Annotated in this window: 18 protein-coding genes and 1 tRNA gene; 13 read left to right on the plus strand and 6 right to left on the minus strand. The window is 73.1% G+C overall.

Features of this window, described 5'->3' with window-relative positions; genetic code table 11:
• Window positions 1–9 precede the first annotated feature (9 nt).
• The 3 genes from ACQPZK_RS03475 to ACQPZK_RS03485 are packed head-to-tail and all read left to right on the plus strand — an operon-like array spanning window position 10 to window position 2,503.
• Complete coding sequence (locus tag ACQPZK_RS03475; protein WP_433536908.1) at window positions 10–882, plus strand: PHP domain-containing protein; 873 nt, start codon at window positions 10–12, stop codon at window positions 880–882.
• Between the two features lie 41 nt (window positions 883–923).
• Window positions 924–1,538: a MarC family protein gene (locus ACQPZK_RS03480; RefSeq protein WP_421474411.1), complete on the plus strand. Its 615-nt coding sequence runs from the start codon at window positions 924–926 to the stop codon at window positions 1,536–1,538.
• Between the two features lie 44 nt (window positions 1,539–1,582).
• Complete coding sequence (locus ACQPZK_RS03485; protein ID WP_433536909.1) at window positions 1,583–2,503, plus strand: RecB family exonuclease; 921 nt, start codon at window positions 1,583–1,585, stop codon at window positions 2,501–2,503.
• Window positions 2,504–2,625: 122 nt separating this feature from the next.
• On the opposite strand, the gene ACQPZK_RS03490 is transcribed toward ACQPZK_RS03485, so the two are convergent.
• Both ACQPZK_RS03490 and ACQPZK_RS03495 read right to left on the minus strand, forming a co-directional pair.
• Entirely contained in the window at window positions 2,626–3,483 is an 858-nt protein-coding gene (locus ACQPZK_RS03490) for an oxygenase MpaB family protein (protein WP_433536910.1), read from the minus strand.
• A gap of 74 nt (window positions 3,484–3,557) precedes the next feature.
• The gene (locus ACQPZK_RS03495; protein WP_433536911.1) at window positions 3,558–3,986 is read right to left on the minus strand and encodes a Fur family transcriptional regulator; all 429 of its coding nucleotides are present in this window, start codon (window positions 3,984–3,986) and stop codon (window positions 3,558–3,560) included.
• Window positions 3,987–4,185: 199 nt separating this feature from the next.
• On the opposite strand from ACQPZK_RS03495, the gene ACQPZK_RS03500 reads away from it, so the two are divergent.
• On the plus strand, window positions 4,186–4,668 hold the full coding sequence (locus tag ACQPZK_RS03500; RefSeq protein ID WP_433536912.1) for a DUF2231 domain-containing protein: 483 nt from the start codon (window positions 4,186–4,188) through the stop codon (window positions 4,666–4,668).
• Window positions 4,669–4,706: 38 nt separating this feature from the next.
• Here the strand turns inward: ACQPZK_RS03500 and ACQPZK_RS03505 are convergent, their stop codons facing one another.
• Window positions 4,707–5,033 carry a hypothetical protein gene (locus tag ACQPZK_RS03505; RefSeq protein ID WP_433536913.1) on the minus strand — a complete coding sequence of 109 codons (327 nt, stop codon included), beginning with the start codon at window positions 5,031–5,033 and terminating at the stop codon, window positions 4,707–4,709.
• Between the two features lie 51 nt (window positions 5,034–5,084).
• Between ACQPZK_RS03505 and ACQPZK_RS03510 the strand changes: the two genes are divergently transcribed.
• Window positions 5,085–5,264, plus strand: a complete 180-nt coding sequence (locus ACQPZK_RS03510; RefSeq protein ID WP_433536914.1) for a hypothetical protein — start codon at window positions 5,085–5,087, stop codon at window positions 5,262–5,264.
• A 13-nt stretch (window positions 5,265–5,277) separates the two neighbouring features.
• Here ACQPZK_RS03510 and ACQPZK_RS03515 read toward each other — a convergent pair whose 3' ends face one another.
• Together ACQPZK_RS03515 and ACQPZK_RS03520 are read right to left on the minus strand one after the other, a co-directional pair.
• Entirely contained in the window at window positions 5,278–5,655 is a 378-nt protein-coding gene (locus ACQPZK_RS03515) for an FmdB family zinc ribbon protein (RefSeq protein ID WP_433536915.1), read from the minus strand.
• Between the two features lie 63 nt (window positions 5,656–5,718).
• The gene (locus ACQPZK_RS03520) at window positions 5,719–6,396 is read right to left on the minus strand and encodes a 5-formyltetrahydrofolate cyclo-ligase (protein WP_433536916.1); all 678 of its coding nucleotides are present in this window, start codon (window positions 6,394–6,396) and stop codon (window positions 5,719–5,721) included.
• Window positions 6,397–6,481: 85 nt separating this feature from the next.
• Here ACQPZK_RS03520 and ACQPZK_RS03525 point away from each other — a divergent pair, with 85 nt between their 5' ends.
• From ACQPZK_RS03525 to ACQPZK_RS03560, 8 genes are all read left to right on the plus strand, one after another.
• Window positions 6,482–8,863, plus strand: a complete 2,382-nt coding sequence (locus ACQPZK_RS03525; RefSeq protein ID WP_433536917.1) for a diguanylate cyclase — start codon at window positions 6,482–6,484, stop codon at window positions 8,861–8,863.
• A 9-nt stretch (window positions 8,864–8,872) separates the two neighbouring features.
• Entirely contained in the window at window positions 8,873–9,835 is a 963-nt protein-coding gene (locus ACQPZK_RS03530) for a UTP--glucose-1-phosphate uridylyltransferase (RefSeq protein ID WP_433536918.1), read from the plus strand.
• On the plus strand, window positions 9,832–11,145 hold the full coding sequence (locus ACQPZK_RS03535) for a molybdopterin molybdotransferase MoeA (RefSeq protein WP_421474421.1): 1,314 nt from the start codon (window positions 9,832–9,834) through the stop codon (window positions 11,143–11,145). The genes ACQPZK_RS03530 and ACQPZK_RS03535 overlap by 4 nt, the downstream gene beginning before the upstream one ends.
• Window positions 11,146–11,200: 55 nt before the next feature.
• Complete coding sequence (locus ACQPZK_RS03540) at window positions 11,201–11,851, plus strand: GNAT family N-acetyltransferase (RefSeq protein WP_433536919.1); 651 nt, start codon at window positions 11,201–11,203, stop codon at window positions 11,849–11,851.
• Window positions 11,852–12,030: 179 nt separating this feature from the next.
• On the plus strand, window positions 12,031–12,810 hold the full coding sequence (gene sepX / locus ACQPZK_RS03545; protein WP_433536920.1) for a divisome protein SepX/GlpR: 780 nt from the start codon (window positions 12,031–12,033) through the stop codon (window positions 12,808–12,810).
• A gap of 466 nt (window positions 12,811–13,276) precedes the next feature.
• Window positions 13,277–13,350: transfer RNA gene (locus ACQPZK_RS03550), tRNA-Ala, on the plus strand.
• A gap of 262 nt (window positions 13,351–13,612) precedes the next feature.
• A complete protein-coding gene (locus ACQPZK_RS03555) occupies window positions 13,613–14,248 on the plus strand; it encodes a LysE family translocator (RefSeq protein ID WP_433536921.1) in 636 nt (211 codons plus the stop codon).
• Between the two features lie 179 nt (window positions 14,249–14,427).
• On the plus strand, window positions 14,428–15,402 hold the full coding sequence (locus tag ACQPZK_RS03560) for a DMT family transporter (protein WP_433536922.1): 975 nt from the start codon (window positions 14,428–14,430) through the stop codon (window positions 15,400–15,402).
• 69 nt (window positions 15,403–15,471) lie between these two features.
• On the opposite strand, the gene ACQPZK_RS03565 is transcribed toward ACQPZK_RS03560, so the two are convergent.
• A complete protein-coding gene (locus tag ACQPZK_RS03565) occupies window positions 15,472–16,617 on the minus strand; it encodes an aminotransferase class I/II-fold pyridoxal phosphate-dependent enzyme (protein WP_433536923.1) in 1,146 nt (381 codons plus the stop codon).
• Between the last annotated feature and the right edge of the window lies 1 nt (window position 16,618).

The following is a 16,618-nucleotide window of genomic DNA, read 5'->3' on the forward strand; positions in this document are numbered from 1 at the left end:
CGTCGGGAGGTGACCTCGCGTACCGGCTCCGCGCCCCGGATCGACCTGCACGCCCACTCGACCGCCAGCGACGGCACGCTGACGCCGGCCGAACTCGTCCGCGCCGGCGCGGACGCCGGACTGGACGTGCTGGCCATCACCGACCACGACACCACCGCAGGTTGGGCGCCGGCCGTACGGGCGTTGCCACCCGGCCTGCTCCTGATCCGGGGCGCCGAACTGTCCTGCCGCTGGGAGGGCACCGAGCCGGCGGTCCCACTGCACCTGCTGGCCTACCTGTTCGACCCGGAACACCCGGAGCTGGTCGCCGAGATGGCCCGGGTGCGGGCCGCTCGCGAGGAGCGTGGTGAGCGGATCGTGGCTCTGCTCCGCGCCGACGGCATCGACGTGAGTTGGCCGGAGATCCTCGCGGGCGCGGCCGGCGGGACGGTGGGACGCCCGCACATCGCGCAGGCGCTGATCCGCGCCGGCCTGGTCGCCGACACCCGCGCGGCGTTCGGCCCGGACTGGCTGGGCGAGCGGTACCGGCTGCCGAAGGAGGACATCGACGTCTTCCGCGCGGTCCGGCTGGTCCGGGCCGCCGGGGGCGTACCGGTGTTCGCCCATCCCCGGGCCACCCGACGAGGCCGGGTGGTGCCCGACAAGTTGATCGCCGAGCTGGCCGCCGCCGGGCTGGCCGGCCTGGAAGCCGACCACGAGGACCACAGCCCCGCCGAGCGGGCGCACGTCCGGGCGCTCGCCGCTGAGCTGGACCTTCTGGTCACCGGCTCCTCCGACTTCCACGGCACTCACAAGACCGTACGGCTCGGCGCGTTCAGCACCGGCGTCGAGGCGTACGAGCGGATCGTCGCCGCCGGGGTGACCGAGGTCGCTTCGGGCTGATCCGCGTATTTCGCCCATCGTGGCGCGGCTAGGTTGCTCACGTGGATCTGAAGCTGTTCGGCGAGGTTTTCGTGACCCTGCTGGTGATCACCGACCCCCCGGGCATGATGCCGATCTTCCTGGCGCTGACCGGCCCGCTGCCGGCCCGCGACCGTAACCGGGCGGCGTGGCAGGCCGTCGCGTTGGCTCTCGGCGTAATCGTGATCTTCGCGGTGGCCGGGCAGACGCTGCTCGACTACCTGCACGTGGACCTGCCCGCGTTGCAGGCCGCCGGCGGGCTCCTGCTCGTCCTGGTCGCGCTGGAGCTGCTGACCGGCAAGGCCGACGACCCCAGCCAGCAGGTCACCTCGAACATCGCGCTGGTGCCGCTGGGGACCCCGCTGCTGGCCGGACCGGGCGCCATCGTGGCGACCATGCTCTTCGTCCAGCAGGCCGACGGGCTGGGCGACTTCACCGCCATCGCCGCGGCGATCCTCGCCGTCATGGTCGCGGTGTGGATCGTGCTGCGCTTCTCCGGCGGCATCGTCAAGATCCTGCGGCCCGGAGGCATCGAGGTGCTGACCCGGATCGCCGGCCTGCTCCTTGCCGCGATCGCCGTTCAGCTCATCGCCGACGCGGTCGCCGCCTTCGTCACGCACTACGTGAACATGACCTGACCGGCGTACCCGGGATGTCGGGGGTGGATGGCAGGATCGCAGGCGTGCGACGAGCCTCTTCCTCCGGACGATCCGCCGCGGGCGGTCGGGCCCCTCAACAGCGCCCCGGCGGCGCCGAGCAGCTCGGCTTCGAGGGGATGCCGGAACGACTGTTCGTCTGCACCCCGAGCAAACTCGGGACGTACGCCGACTGCCCTCGCCGCTACCGCTACTCCTACGTCGACCGGCCCGCACCGCAGAAGGGCCCGCCCTGGGCCCACAACTCGCTCGGCGCCAGCGTGCACACCGCCCTGAAGAACTGGTACGCGTTGCCCGCCGACCGACGCCGTCCCGAGGCGCTGGCCACCCTGCTCAAGGGCACCTGGGTTCGGGAGGGCTACCGCGACGACGAGCAGGAGCGGGCCGCCTACCGACGGGCGCTGAGCTGGCTCGAGGCGTACGTCGAGACGTTGGAGCCGGACGCCGACCCGCTCGGTGTCGAGCGGGTGGTGGCGGTCAAGACCGCCGTGCTGGCCTTCAACGGCCGCGCCGACCGCATCGACTCCCGCCCCGGACCGGAGGGCCCCGAGCTGGTCATCGTCGACTACAAGACGGGCCGCACCGGGCTGGACGCCGACGACGCCCGAGGCTCCCAGGCGCTGGCCCTCTACGCGTACGCGGCCGAGCGGGTGTTCCGCAAACCGTGCCGCCGAGTCGAGCTGCACCACCTGCCGACCGGCACGGTCGCCGGTCACGACCACACCGTCGAGTCGCTGGCCCGTCAGTTGACCCGCGCCGAGGCCACGGCCCGCGACATCATGGCCGCCGAGCGGGTCGTCGCCGACGGCGGGAACGCCGACGAGGCGTTCCCGGTGGCACCCGGGCCGCGCTGCGGTTGGTGCGACTACCGACGGCACTGCCCCACCGGGGCGCAGACCCCGGGCAAGGAGCCGTGGGCGGCCGTGGAACGGTCCGCCGAGGGCTGATCGCGCGTCCGCCGGCCAGCTCAACGCGGCCGCGTTCGGTGACGCTGCGGAAGGTGACAGCCGTCCTGCCCGCCTGCGGTCGACCCCAGCATCAAGGCCGAGGGCAACAGCAACCAGGCCTGTCAGCCTGCCAACGCCGCTCGGCCGGCCGCCCGTTGCTTGGCGGCCTGGATCAACGGCCCCTCCAGGTAGCGGCGGGGCACCGCGGCGAGTGCCAGTCGCAGCGCGCGAACGGTGAGATCGGCGGACAACTCGGTGGTGGGCAGCCCCAACCCGCCGTACATCCGCCGGGCCCACGGGGGTAGCAGCGCGAGCGCGGTGCCCGCGATCCCGAGGTACGCCCACCGTGGCGGCCCGAGGTTGAGGCCCAGTCGGGCCGGCAGACTGAGCTTCCACGGCAGCGGTGGGGCGGTGAGGAAGAACGCTGTCTCGGCGGCTTCCCGGGTCATCCGCAGCTCCGGGCGAACGGCACGGTAGTACCGCTGCACCTCGGCGGCGGTGCCCGGCACCGTGGCCGGGTCCAGCCCGACGAGGGCGGCCGACCGGCGTTGCTCGGTGTAGTAGCCGTCCACCTCGTCATCGGTGAGCGGCAGGCCGGCCCGCCGGGCCGTACTGAGGAACGACTCGACCTCGGTGACGTGCACCCAGCGCAGCAGATCCGGGTCGTCGATCCGGAATTCCTCGCCGGTGGCGGGGTCGGTGGCCCGCAGCCGGGCGTGCAGTCGACGCAGCCGCGCCCCGGCCTGCTCCGCGTCCCCGGTGGTGCCGTAGACGGTGGTCGCCACGTAGGTGGCGGTGCGGACCAGCCGTCCCCACGCGTCCGTGCGGTAGTTGCTGTTCTGCGCGACACCGGCCATGGCGCGGGGGTGCAACGCCTGGAGGTAGAGCGAGCGCAGGCCGGCGACGATCAGGATCGGCTCCTCGTGCACCTTCCACGTGACCGAACCCGGACCGAAGAGGCCGAGGTCATCGGAGTCCACCGACCAAGCGTGCCACGGCCGGCGCGTCGGTGCCGGTCAGCACCGGCCGGCCCGGCACGGCGGTGGCGAAGAGGTCAGCCGTCGGCGGCGCGACGCGACTGACAGTTCGGGCAGAGACCCCAGAAGGTCACCTCCGCCTCGTCCACCTCGAAGCCGTGCGCGCCGCCGGGATCCAGGCAGGGTGCGCTGCCGACCGCGCAGTCGATGTCGGCGATCTCGCCGCAGCCCCGGCAGACCACGTGATGGTGGTTGTCGCCGACGCGCGCCTCGTACCGGGCGGGGCTGCCGGCCGGCTCGATCCGGCGGGACAACCCGGCCCTGCTCAACGCCCCCAGCACGTCGTAGACCGCCTGGGTGGAGACGGAGTCGAGGCGCTCACGGACCCGCCGGGTGATCTCGTCGACCTCCAGGTGGCCACCGTCGGCGAGGACGTCCAGCACCGCGAGGCGCGGTCGGGTGACGCGCAGGCCCCTCGATCGCAGCAGTTCCTCACCTCTGGACACGCGCCAATGACAGCACGTACGACCAGCGACGACAACCGTCGGCGGGCAGCGGTGGTCACGACCACAGCTCACGAAGATCGATCCGGGTGCTGAACCTCAGCAGCGCCTCGTGCGTGTCTTCGGGGGAGAGCCCGGGACGACCGGCGGTTCGTACGTACGCTGGCGCTCCCGTGACCGTGATCCGCCTGGAGGGGTGTCGATGTTCGAGGAGATCCTGGGTCTGCCGACACACGTCTTCGTCGTACACGCGATGGTGGTCCTCGTCCCCCTGCTGGCGGTGCTGGCCATCGCCTACGTGGTGCTGCCGCGCTGGCGGCACCGACTGGACTGGGCGCTGGGCATCCTCGCCGTGGTGACGCCGGTGACCGCCTTCGTGGCCGTCGAGTCCGGTGAGGCGTTCACCGACGCCCTGGTCGCCCGTGGCTACCAGGGGCAGATCCTCGACCAGATCTTCGAGCACTCGCGGTACGGCGACATCCTCTTCCGGATCGTGGTGCCGCTGGGGATCGTCGCCATCGCGCTCCTCGTGGCGACCAGCGGCCACCCCCGGGTGCCACGGCTGCCGGCCCTGGTGACGCCGGTGCTCGCGGTGGCGGTCGTCGCGCTGTCCATCGCCGCCCTGGTCTATGTCGCCCTGACCGGTCACTCCGGCGCGGAAGCCGTCTGGGGCACCACTCTCTGACGCTGCCGGCCGGTCGGAGGAGGCCGGTCGCGTGGCGGTCAGAAGACGATCCGCGAGCAGAGCAGGCAGACCAGTGCCACCGCCACCACGGCGGCAGCGGCCCCGAAGCCGTACGTGACCCGCTGCGACCGTTGCTCCGAGGCGTCCAGCGCGGCCATGTCCTGAGGTGGCAGACGTCGTGGCGGCGCCGGCTCCAGGTGTACGGGGGGACGCCAGCCCGCCGGAGGCGGCACGCTCGGAGGTGGCCCCGCGTACCCGCCGGCGGGTGGTGCGGCGGGCGGCGGTTGATCCGCCGCCGGGCCGTCACCGGTCCCCGGCCGACGCCAGTAGTCGTCCGGGGTGCTGCCACCGCTGGGGGTCGTCACGCCGTCCGACGCTACCAACGGAGCCGGCGACCTGCGCTACCCTTGCCGCTCGTGAGCACCGAGGACCCTGGCGCCGCGCGCGGCGACGACGACCGCACCGTCGACCTGAGCGACGACTTCGTGGTGCTGCCCGAGCAGACCTCCGACGACACCGACCACGGCTGGGGCGAGCCCAGCGGCGGCGGCAACGACGACTGGCTCCTCGCCCAACGCCCTCCGCACTGGGACTGAGCCCCGCGCGGCGTCAGGAGGCCGAGCTGGCCGCCGCTGCCTTGCCGCCGCCGCTCGACCCGCCGGACGACGAGGACGACCCGGACGACGAGGACCCGGACGACGTCGATGACGACGAGGACGACCCCGACGACGAGCCGGAGTCCCCACCCGAGGACGACTCGGACTTGGCCGGCTTGCTCGCGGTGCCGCCGGCCGACGTCTCCGAGCCGGACGCGCGGGAGTCGGTGCGGTAGAAGCCCGAGCCCTTGAAGACGATGCCGACGGAGTTGAAGACCTTGCGCAGCCGCCCCTGGCACGCCGGGCACTCGGTCAGCGGCTCGTCAGAGAAGGACTGCACCGCCTCGAGCTGGTGACCGCACGCGGTGCAGGCGTACTGGTACGTAGGCACGTTCTCCTCCGGTGTCTGGACTCGGCCAATTGGCACTCGACGTATTCGAGTGCCAATGGTGCGTCATGCGGGCCGGGTTCGTCCAGCGGACGTGTGGGGCGCGACACCCCCCGCCGTACCCAGGCCGTCATCAAGCGTACGCATTCCGCCGGAGGGGGTGACCACCGCGCGGACCGGACGGTCGTGCGGCTCGGTGGGCAGGGCCTCGACCAGCTCGCCGTCGTGCAACGGCACCACGGTCAGGCTCGCCGTGGACACCCGTGCCAGCGCCCGGTCGTAGGAGCCTCCGCCGCGGCCCAGCCGTCGACCGTGGTGATCGACGGCGAGCGCCGGCACGACCACCAGTTCCGCGCCGGAGATCGCGTCCACGCCGAGGCGGGGGCCGGCCGGTTCCCGGATGCCCCGGCCGGCGGCGGCCAGCGCGTGCGGACCGGCGTACGCCGCCCAGTCCAGGTCGAGATCCGCGCGAAGCACCGGGAGCAGCAACTCACCCTCGGCCGGTAACGCCCCGCGCAACACCTCCGCGAGGTCGGCCCCGCCCGGCTCGGAGCCGACCGGCACGTACGCCGTCATCCGGCGCGGGCGCAGCCGGCGTACCAGGGCGACCAGCTCGACCTGGACGCGCCGCGCGGCTTCGGCCCGCGTCGCGTCGTCCAGGGCCCGACGGTGGGCGAGCAGCCGAATCCGGGTGTCCCGCTTCGTCACACGGGTCACTTCCGCTTCATCAGAAAAATCTGACACGCAACACTCCTGACGCAACGCCACTCCCACGGTTGCTCTGTGTCAGCATCGCAAGCAACGGAGGCGGAACTTCCGGGGGGACCGAGTGACGCTACGCGGGCGGTTGACGGCAGCCTTCCTCGTGGTGGTGCTCGGCCCGGTCCTGCTCGGTGCGTTCTTCGTCGCCTCCACCGTCACGGCCGTCGACCGCACCCGGTCCACCGAACGTCTCGCCGTGGCGGCGTCCGCGGTGCGTACCTCGGTCGACGCGCTCTGCCAGCAGCTCCGTGCCGCCGCCGACGCGGTCGCCCTCACCGGTGATCCGGCCGTCGTCGCCGGCCAGCTCGTCGGGCGCGGGTTGGCCGCGGCGGTGCTGGTCAGCGACGTGAGCGGACGGGCCACGTACGTCTCTCCGGGCGCGCCGTCGACCCCCTGGCGGGACTGCTCGGAGCCGGTCGCCGCGACGTCCGGCCCGGTCCGCGCGCTGGCGGCCCGCGTCGACCGCCGGGACGCGGCCGGCGCCCTGCTGGGAAGTGTGGCCGCCGCACAACTCGTCGACCCGGCCTTCGTGGCCCGGTTGGCGGCGGTGAGCGGAGTCGCGGTCACGCTGCTCGACGGCGGCGCGAGCGCCGCCCGGTTCACCCACACCACGGAGTCCCGCGAGGTACGCGACGGCGTGCTGGCCGCCGCCGGCCACAGCACCGGCGAGCGGGTCACCGAAACCACCAAGGGCCGGTACGTGCGGCGGATCGGACCGTCCGTGGGCCAGCCGCTGCCGCTGGTGCTGTCGGTGCCGAGCACCAGGCCGCCGGGGCTGCACGTCACGCTGGCCGGCGTGGTCGTCCTGGCCGGGCTGCTCGCCGTGCTGACCGCGTGGCGTCTGGCCCGGGTCACCACCCGGCCCCTGGTGGAGCTGGCCGGCGCGGTCGACCGGGTGGCGTACGGCGACCTGACCGCCCGGGTGCCGGTGCGCGGCCGGGACGAGCTGGGCCGGCTCGCGGAGGCGTTCAACCGGATGACCCGCGAGACCGGTTCGTACGTCGCGGCGCTCACCAGCAGCCGCGACCAGCTCCGCGGGCACCTGGCGGTGCTCGGCGACACCCTGGCCAGCACCCACGATCTGCAACGCATCCTGCGGGTGATCCTGCACAGCGCCATCGCCGCCACCGGCGCTCGGGCCGGCGCGGTACTGCTGGTGGAGACCGGTGGGGTGCTGGTCGCACAGTGCAGCGAGGGTCTGGACGGGCGCTGGCCGGCCTCCGACCCGGACGGGCCGCAGACCCTGCGCGTGCCCGTGGGCGTCGGCGTGGTCGGCGCGGTGGCCGCGACCGGCGAGCCGCAGCGGGGACGCGTCGAACCGACCGAGACGCCGACCGGCGAGCCGCGCTGCCGCACCTACGTCGCGGTCCCCTTCGCCACCCCGGGCACGACGAGCACGCCGGGTACGTCAGGCACCCCGCCCGGCATGACGAGTACGCCGGGGACCCCGGGCGGCACGACGTACACCCTCGGCGGCGAGAGGCCGGCCGACGAGGCGGGCGCTGCGGCGGCGGCCCTCGGCGTGCTGGCGCTCTACGATCGGGTGGGCGCTGCCGAGTTCGACGACGACGACCTGGTCACCCTGCGCACCTTCGCCGGGCACGCGGCCGTGGCGGTGGAGAACGTACGGGTCCACGAGGAGGCCCAGCGGCTGTCCCTCACCGACCCGCTCACCGGACTGTGGAACTACCGCTACCTGCGCGAGTCGATCCGCCGGGAGGTCGAGCGGGCCAGCCGGTTCGGCCGGATGCTCAGCGTCCTCGCCCTCGACCTGGACCGCTTCAAGGACGTCAACGACACGTACGGGCACGCGGCAGGCGACACCGTGCTGGCGGAGTTCGCCCGGCGGGTACGCGGGGAGATCCGCGAGGTGGACCTGGCGTTCCGGCAGGGCGGGGAGGAGTTCGTGCTGCTCCTGCCGGAGACCGACGCCCGGGGCGCGGCGATCGTCGCGGAGCGACTGGGCGCGGCGGTACGCGAGACGCCGATCGCCGTCGAGGCGTACGCGGGGCCGATCGTGGTGACCGTGTCGGTCGGCATCGCCGTCTACCCCGACCACGGCAGCACCGGGCGAGAGGTGCTGGAGGCCGCCGACGACGCCCTCTACGTCGCCAAGGCCGCCGGCCGGGACACCTACCGCGTCGCGGAGGTCCGCCCCGATGTGCCGACGCGGGAGATACCGGTGCCGGCCGGCGCGGTCAGCCCGACCGACGGGCTGCCGAGAGCCGGCCGGTCCGTGCAGGTCCCGCGGGAGCCGGGCGGCCACGCCCGGTCGGAGTCGGCTGCGGGCGTACCCGAATCGAACCGTTCGGGACCCGCGCACGCGCGGCCGGAACCGGCGGACGGCACGGCGGACGCGGCGCGAGCCGGCCCGGACGCGGCGCGGCCGGGGCCGGGCGGCGGCGCGTCTTCTGGGCCACACCCGCCGCGGCAGAGCCGTGGCCGATAGTCTCGCGGCATGTCGGAGCACTCAGCGAACTCCTCAGCGACGGTCGCCGCAACCGGCCGTCCCCTGGCGGTCAAGGCCGTCATCCCGGCCGCCGGACTGGCCACCCGCTTCCTGCCGGCCACCAAGGCGGTTCCCAAGGAGCTGCTGCCGGTCGTCGATCGGCCGGTGCTGCAGTACATCGTCGAGGAGGCCGCCCAGGCCGGCATCGGCGACGTGTTGCTGATCACCGGTCGGGGTAAGACGTCGATGGTGGACCACTTCGACCGTCGCCCCGACCTGGAGACCAGGCTGGAGGAGAAGGGCGACGCCGAGCGCCTGGCGGCCGTGCGTCGGCCCGGTGAGCTGGCCGAGATCTACACCGTCCGGCAGCCGGAGCAGCTCGGGCTCGGGCACGCGATCGGGTACGCCGAGGCCCACGTGGGCGACCAGCCCTTCGCGGTGCTGCTCGGTGACGAGTTCGTGAAGCCGTCCGAGCCGCTGCTGCCGGCGATGCTGGAGTTGCAGGCGCGCACCGGCGGCGTGGTGCTCGCGTTCTTCGAGGTCGACCCGGCCGACACCAAGCGGTACGGCATCGCCTCGGTCGAGCCCGCCGAGGACGACCTGACCGACATCGGCGAAGTCGTCAAGGTGACCGGCATGGTGGAGAAGCCGCAGCCGGAGGACGCGCCGAGCAACCTGGCCGTGCTGGGCCGGTACGTGCTGCCCGGCACGATCTTCGACGCGATCCGGCGGACCAAGCCGGGCAGCGGGGGCGAGATCCAACTGACCGACGCGATGGAGCTGCTGCGCACCGAGGGCACGCCGGTGCACGCCATCGTCTACCGGGGTACCCGCTACGACACCGGCATGCCGCTGGGCTACCTCCAGACGGTCGTGCAGATCGCCGCCGAACGCGAGGACGTCGGCACCGAGTTCCGCGCCTGGCTGGCCGACTTCGTCAAGGCCGACGCGGCAGGCGGATCTGGTACATGACCGCGACGGCCGACGCCGAGGCGGCCGCGAACGAGTTGACGCCGCTCGCCGACTACCTGGGCAGCGTGCTGCGCAGGTTACGAGCGCTGCCGCCACTCGACCTCGACCTCACCCAGGCGCACGGCAACGTCCTCGCCGAGGATGTCGTCGCGCCGCACGCCTTCCCGGCCTTCGACCAGGCGGCCGTGGACGGGTACGCGGCACGTTGGGAGGACATTTCCGGAGGGGGGCGGGGCCCGAGCTACGTCCCGGCCCCCTCCGGCACGCCCGGCGGGCGGAGCATCCGGCTCAACGTGGTCGGCGACCTGGGCGCGGCGAGCTGGCGCCCGGTGCGGCTTACCCCGGGCTCGTGCTTCTCGGTGGCCGCCGGGGCGCCGCTACCGGTCGCCGCGGACGTGGTGGTCCCGGTGGAGTGGACCGACCAGGGCATGGCCGCCGTCGAGATCTTCCGCACCCCCAAGCGGGGGTACGGCGTCCGCCGGGCCGGTGAGGAGCTGCCCGCCGGCACGCTGCTCGCCCGTGCCGGCACGTACGTGTCCCCGGCGCTCGTCGCCGTGTTCGCGGCCACCGGCATCGGCCACGTGGTGGTCCGGCCGAGTCCGCGGGTGGTCATCGTGGCCACCGGGGACGAGTTGGTCGACGTGGGCCGGGGCAGCCAGCCCGGCCAGGTGGTGGACGCCAACTCGCACGCGCTGACCGCCGCCGCTGCCGAGGTGGGCGCGCTGGCGTACCGGGTCGGCATCTGCGACGACGACCCGGAGGGGCTGCGCGGCCTGCTGGAGGACCAGACCCTGCGGGCCGATCTGATCATCACCACCGGCGGGACCGGCACCGGCCCCGGGGACATGGTCCGACGGATCCTGTCCCGCCGCGAGGGCGGCCGAGCCGGGCCGGTGGCCTTCACCGATGTGGCGCTCTATCCCGGCACGGCACTCGGGTTCGGCACGGTCGGCGCCGAGGAGGTGCCGGTGGTCTGCCTGCCCGGCGACCCGGGTGCCGCGCTGATCGGCTTCGAGGTGCTGGCCCGACCGGCGATCCAACTGCTCGCCGGCGCGGAGCCGGTGTTCCGTCCCAGCGTCCGGGCGCACCTGCTGGAGACCGTGTCGTCACCGGGCGGGCTGCGCGAGTTCCGGCCCGCGCACGTCGCCGAGCGACGCGGCGGCGGCTACACCGTGCAACCGCTGCGGGGCGGCCCGTTCACCCTCTCCGGCCTGGCCGAGGCGAACGGGCTCCTGGTGCTCGGCGAGCGGGTCACCACCGCCGCGGCCGGCTCCACCGTGGACGTCCTGCTGCTGGACCGTCGTCGGTGAGATCCCCCGGAGGTCCACTTGCGCGCGAACCGGTCCCGCGCGGGAGACTGTGCGGGTGAGTCTCTTCGGACCGGTCCGTGCACCCGGCTGGCCGGCGGTGCTGGTCGACGGTCCGGTGCTGTTGCGTCCGTACCGGCGCTCCGACGCGGCGGCGTGGTCGGAGGTACGCCGGGCCAACCAGGCCTGGCTGGCACCCTGGGAGTCGTCGTTGCCGGGCAGTTGGGACGAGCTGAACTCCCCGGCCGCGTTCCGGTGGGTGCACCGCGACCAGCGGCGCTCGGCCCGCGAGGGCGAGGGGATGCCCTTCGCGGTCTGCCTGCGTGAGGCCGACCGGGACCGGCTGGTCGGGCACCTCAACGTCGGCAGCATCGTGCGCCGGGCCTTCTGCTCCGGTTACGTCGGCTACTGGGTGGACGCCCGGGTCGCCGGGCAGGGTGTGATCCCGACCGCGCTCGCGCTCGCCGTCGACCACGCGTTCGGCCCGGGTGGACTCCACCGGATCGAGGTCAACATCCGGCCGGAGAACCGCCCGTCGCGGCGCGTGGTGGAGAAGCTGGGCTTCCGCGAGGAGTCGTACCACGTGCGCTACATGCACATCGACGGCGCATGGCGTGACCACATCGGATACGCGATGACGAGCGAGGAGATCGCCGCCGAGGGCGGTCTGCTGGCCCGCTGGCACCGGATCCGCGCGACCGCGCGGTAGCGGCTGTCCCACGCACGGGATCGGCGCGGCGTAGCGGTATCCCGACCGGTGCACCGTAACCTCAAGTAACTGCAAGCTGCGGCAAGCGCTCACCGCCCGGATGATCCACGCGCTCAGGCGCGATTGATGGAAGATCCTGCGGCCGGGGAGCGGTTGCTCCGAATTCGGTGACGGGAGGGGTGAGGGTGCCGACCTCGGTGCTCCTCGCCGTCCTCGCCGCCGCCGGCCTGCTCGCCCTGGCTCCGGCGCTGGTTCGCCGGTACGACGCCACCGAGCGGCTGGTGGCGGAGCGGGCGCAGTCGACGGCGCGGGTGCTCCAGCGCCGTCGGCGGCGTCGTACTGTGCCGGGACGGCAGCCCCTCCACCCGCCCCGCTCTCTTGTCGTCACACTCAGTGAAGATGCGACTACGGGAAAGTTGGCCGTACCGGTCTCCGCGCCTCCGGCGGCCCGCCGCTCCGGCCGCCTGCGCGCCGTACCGCCGACCTTGACGCGTCCCCGCCGCCGTCCACCGCGTCGGCAGCACACCCCCGCCGTGTACCGGCGACGCCGCGTGCTCGCCGCGCTGCTGCTGCTCAACGTCGTCGAGCTGGTCGGCGTGCTGTTCGTCAGCCCCGGCTTCTGGATCGGCTTCTCGGTCACCTTCATGCTGCTGGCCCTGTACGTCGTACACCTGCGCAGGCGGGCCCTCGCCGCCCGCCGCCGGCGTCGCGCCCGGGCCCGGGAGGCCGCGTGGTTGGCGGCCCGTCAGGCCGAGGTCCGCCGGGAGCAGGCCCGTCGCGCTGCGGCCCGTCGGGAGGCGCAGCGTCGTCTGGCAGCCCAACGCGAGGGGGTACGCCGAGCCGCCATGGGCCTCGACCGGCCCGCGGACCTGCCGGCGGCGGTCAACGGCGGCTCGGTCTCGTACCGCCGCTCGGGTGGCCTGCGCGGCCGCCCCTACGAGGCCGGTCGCGGCGCCTGACCCCGCCCGCCCGGTCCTCGCCGGGCTTGCGTGGGCCCTGCCGGGTCTGCGTGGCCCTGCCGCGGGTCTGCGGCGGCCCACGTCGCGCTTTCGGTGGGCCTTCGTCGGGCTTGCCGCGCTTGCCGCGCTTGCCGGCGCTTGCCGGGGCTTGCCGGGCTTGAGGGCGCTTGATCGACTCCAGGTCGCCGATGCGGGGGTGTCGCCGCGAGTTGATGCCCCCACGTCGGCGATGTCGAGTCGATCAAGGTGGGCGCGGTGGTCTGCGGCGCTTGATCGACTCGCCTTCCGGGAAGGCGTGGTGTCTGGGCGTCCGGGATGCCCCGGTTTCCGGGATGCCGAGTGGATCTCGGGCCCGGAGGGCACGGCGCACCGGGGGTGGATTCGCGGTGGAGGCGGGCGACCTGTTAGCCTTGCTGCCGGCCCGCCCGGTGTAAGCCGGGTGGGACCGAAGCCGGTTCGCCGGTGGGGGGCTGTGGCGCAGACTGGTAGCGCACCTCGTTCGCATCGAGGGGGTCAGGGGTTCAAATCCCCTCAGCTCCACACTTGTAAGGCCCTGATCAGCGGAAACGCCGGTCGGGGCCTTACGTTTGTCTCGGTGACTGTGAATCACCCTCCACAAACGCCGGGCGCGGCCACGTTCGCGCTGTTCGAGGATGCGGCAGCTGCCTGGGACCGATCCGACCGAACTGCGACAGCCTGACAATTATTCAACATCTGTTTCGGCGCCGGGTGCCCAAATGCTGGGAACGGCGGAGGGATTGCGGACGCCTACCTGTCCACACCGGTGTGGAATACTATGTCGGTGATCGATCTGTCGCTTTACCAGGCATTCGTGTTGGCGGCCGTGATTCTGGTGATCGTGCCGGGACCCGACATGGCGTTCATCATCACCATGGGCGTCGGCGGCGGCCCGCTGGCCGGATTCGCCGCCGCGCTGGGCGTGGCGGCCGGCCTCGCCGTGCACGCGCTGGCGGCCATCCTCGGCTTCGCCGCGATCTTCGCCGTGGCACCGTTTCTCTACGACGTGATCCGCTGGGCCGGCGCGGCCTACCTGGTCTACCTGGCCGTCAAGACGTACCTCGAACGCAACGACACGGCCCTGGCCGCGCCGGCCGGCGAGCCGGACGGCGTGAACCGTTGGGTGGCGTTCCGCAAGGCGGCGGTGGTCAACCTGCTCAACCCGAAGGTGATCCTGTTCAACGCCGCGTTCCTGCCCCAGTTCGTCAACCCGGACCTCGGCAACGTCGCCGGCCAGTTCCTCATTCTCGGCCTGACCCTGGTGGTCATCGACCTCCTGATCGACGGCGTGATCGGTCTCGCCGCCGGGCACGCGGGTCAGTTGCTGCGCCGTAGCCGGCGGATCATCAAGGCGCTCAACGTGGCCACCTCGGCGGTGTTCGTCGGCCTGGCCCTACGGCTGATGCTGGTCCGGGACTGACCTGTGGCACGGCGTGACTGTCTGATCACCGGGGACGCCGGTATGGTGTCCTGGTGAAATTCTTCGTTGTCTCGCCACCACCGGCGAACCGGTAACGACACCTGTTCCGACCCGGCTCTTTCATTTCTGAGCCCGGGTGCGTTTGTGGTGCCCGGGTGGCGATGACTTCGGAGAATTGTGTGAATACTGATATGCGCCCGCCCGTCGGGCGTGGAATCTTCTACATCTTTGTCGCGGCTGTCGCCTGGGGGACCGGCGGCGCCGCGGCGGCCGTCCTCTACGACAACAGCGGCATGGGACCCGTGGCGGTGTCCTTCTGGCGGTTCGCCAGTGGAGTCCTGCTCCTCGCCGCCGGTTACCTGCTGCTGCGCCGCCGTACCGGCACCCCCGCCCGGCCGCGCTGGCAGCAGGTGGTGACGACCGGGTTGGGGTTGGCGATCTACCAGACCGCCTACTTCGCCGCCGTCGACTACGCCGGGCTGGCCGTGGCGACGGTGGTGACCCTCGGATCCGGACCGGTCCTGATCGCCATCGGATCCCACGTCCTGATGGGTGAACGGCTCGGCCGGGCTGGGGCCGCCACCGTGGCGATGGCCCTGGTCGGGCTGCTTCTGCTGGTCGGCGGCGGGAGCGCCAGCACCGCCTCGGCGCCAGCGCTGGGGCTCGCCTGCGCGCTGCTGTCCGCCGCCGGGTACGCCGGGGTCACACTGCTCAATCGCAAGTTGGGCCGGGACAGCGGCGGCAGCCCGCAGGTGATGGCACTGGGCGGGTTCACCGTCGGAATGGTGTTCCTGCTCCCGCTGGCCCTGCTCGAAGGGCTGCTGCCCACCTCGGGGGACGTCGGTCAGACGCTGGGCCTGGTCTTCTACCTGGGGTTCGCGCCGACGGCGCTGGCGTACAGCTTGTTCTTCGTCGGGCTGGCCACGGTCCGGGCGACGACGGCGTCGGTGATCGCGTTGATCGAGCCGGTCACCGCCGCCGTGATCGCCGTGCTCTGGTTCGACGAACGGCTCACCGTGGCCGCCACCGCCGGCTCGGTGGTGCTGCTCGGTGCCGTGGTCGCGCTGACGCTCGGCGAGCGGCGGGCCAACGGGGCAGAGCCGGCGAACGCGACCGACGCCGACCGGCGGCCGTCGCCGGCCCGGACCGGCTGAGCCGGACGCGGGGCCCGTCCGGCTGGACATCCGACCGGGCGGACCCCGCGTCCGCGGCGCCGACCGGTGTCAGCCGGGTCCCACCTCCTCCGGCAGCACACCCGTGACGCCCTCGGCCAGCACCGTCGCCACCCGGTCCAGCGCCGCCGAGACGTACCCCGGATCGAGCGAGTGGATCACCCGGAAGTGCCCCTCCCAGCCGAAGTGGGCGCCGGCCCCGACCAGCACCCCACCCCGCACCCGCAGCGCGTTCGCCACCTCCAGGCTGGTCATCGGCGCGCGGTACCGGACGAAACCGAGCGCGGTCGCGGTCGGCGGGACGATCGACACCAGCTCCGGGTGCGCCTCCACCCAGTCGACCAGCAGGGACCGGCCGGCGCGCATCAGCCGCCGGTTGCGGTCCAGCAGCCGGTCCCGGGTCGCAGGGGCGAGGGCCAACTCGCCGACCTGCATGGCGAGCATTCCGGTGCTGACCGTCAGATACTCGTGCCGGCGCCACACCCGGGTGAGGAACTCCGCCGGCGCGACGATCCAGCCCACCCGCAGCCCCGGCAGGGCGAAGGCCTTCGACAGGCTGCCGACACAGATCAGCCGGTCGTACCCGCCCCACAGGGTCGGGGTGACCGTGTCGACGTCGAGTTCGGTACCCCGGTGCACCTCGTCCACGACCAGCCAGGCGCCGTTGCGCGCGGCGACCGCGACCAGGGCCGCCCGTTCCGGTGCGGACAGCACCGAGCCGGTCGGGTTGTTCGGGTTGGTGACGACGATCGCCCTGGTGTCCGGCCGGACAAGGCTCTCCAGCGCGGCCAGGTCGATCCGCCATGCGCGTTCCTCGTCCAGCGCGCAGGTGTCGATCTTCGCGCCGCTGTTGCGGGCCAGCCCCCACACCTGGCGGTAACCGGGTTCCATCAGCACCACGTGGTCGTCCAGCCCGACCAGCGCGTCCATGATCAGGGTGTTCGCCTCGGCCGCGCCGACGGTGACCAGTACCTCCTCCGGCCGGCAGCCCTGCCAGTCGGCGATCAGCTCGCGTAGCGCCGGGGTACCACGCACGGACGGGTAGTGCTGGCGGCCGTCGAGCAGCCGGTCGGCGTCCGCCTCGGCCAGGAACTCCCGCAGCCGTACCGGCTGGCAGCTGCTGTCCGCCAGCGTGTACTCGACCGTGGGCTCGTACCGGGACTGCCACTCGACCAGCGCGAACGGTTCGAAACTCATG

Source organism: Micromonospora sp. CA-249363 (genome assembly GCF_050950185.1).
GTDB lineage: Bacteria > Actinomycetota > Actinomycetes > Mycobacteriales > Micromonosporaceae > Micromonospora.

Coding starts and splice junctions, on each gene's coding strand:
- ACQPZK_RS03530 (WP_433536918.1), top strand. CDS start 8,873: ATGTCGGAGCACTCAGCGAACTCCTCAGCGACGGTCGCCGCAACCGGC.
- ACQPZK_RS03565 (WP_433536923.1), bottom strand. CDS start 16,617: ATGAGTTTCGAACCGTTCGCGCTGGTCGAGTGGCAGTCCCGGTACGAG.
- ACQPZK_RS03500 (WP_433536912.1), top strand. CDS start 4,186: ATGTTCGAGGAGATCCTGGGTCTGCCGACACACGTCTTCGTCGTACAC.
- ACQPZK_RS03535 (WP_421474421.1), top strand. CDS start 9,832: ATGACCGCGACGGCCGACGCCGAGGCGGCCGCGAACGAGTTGACGCCG.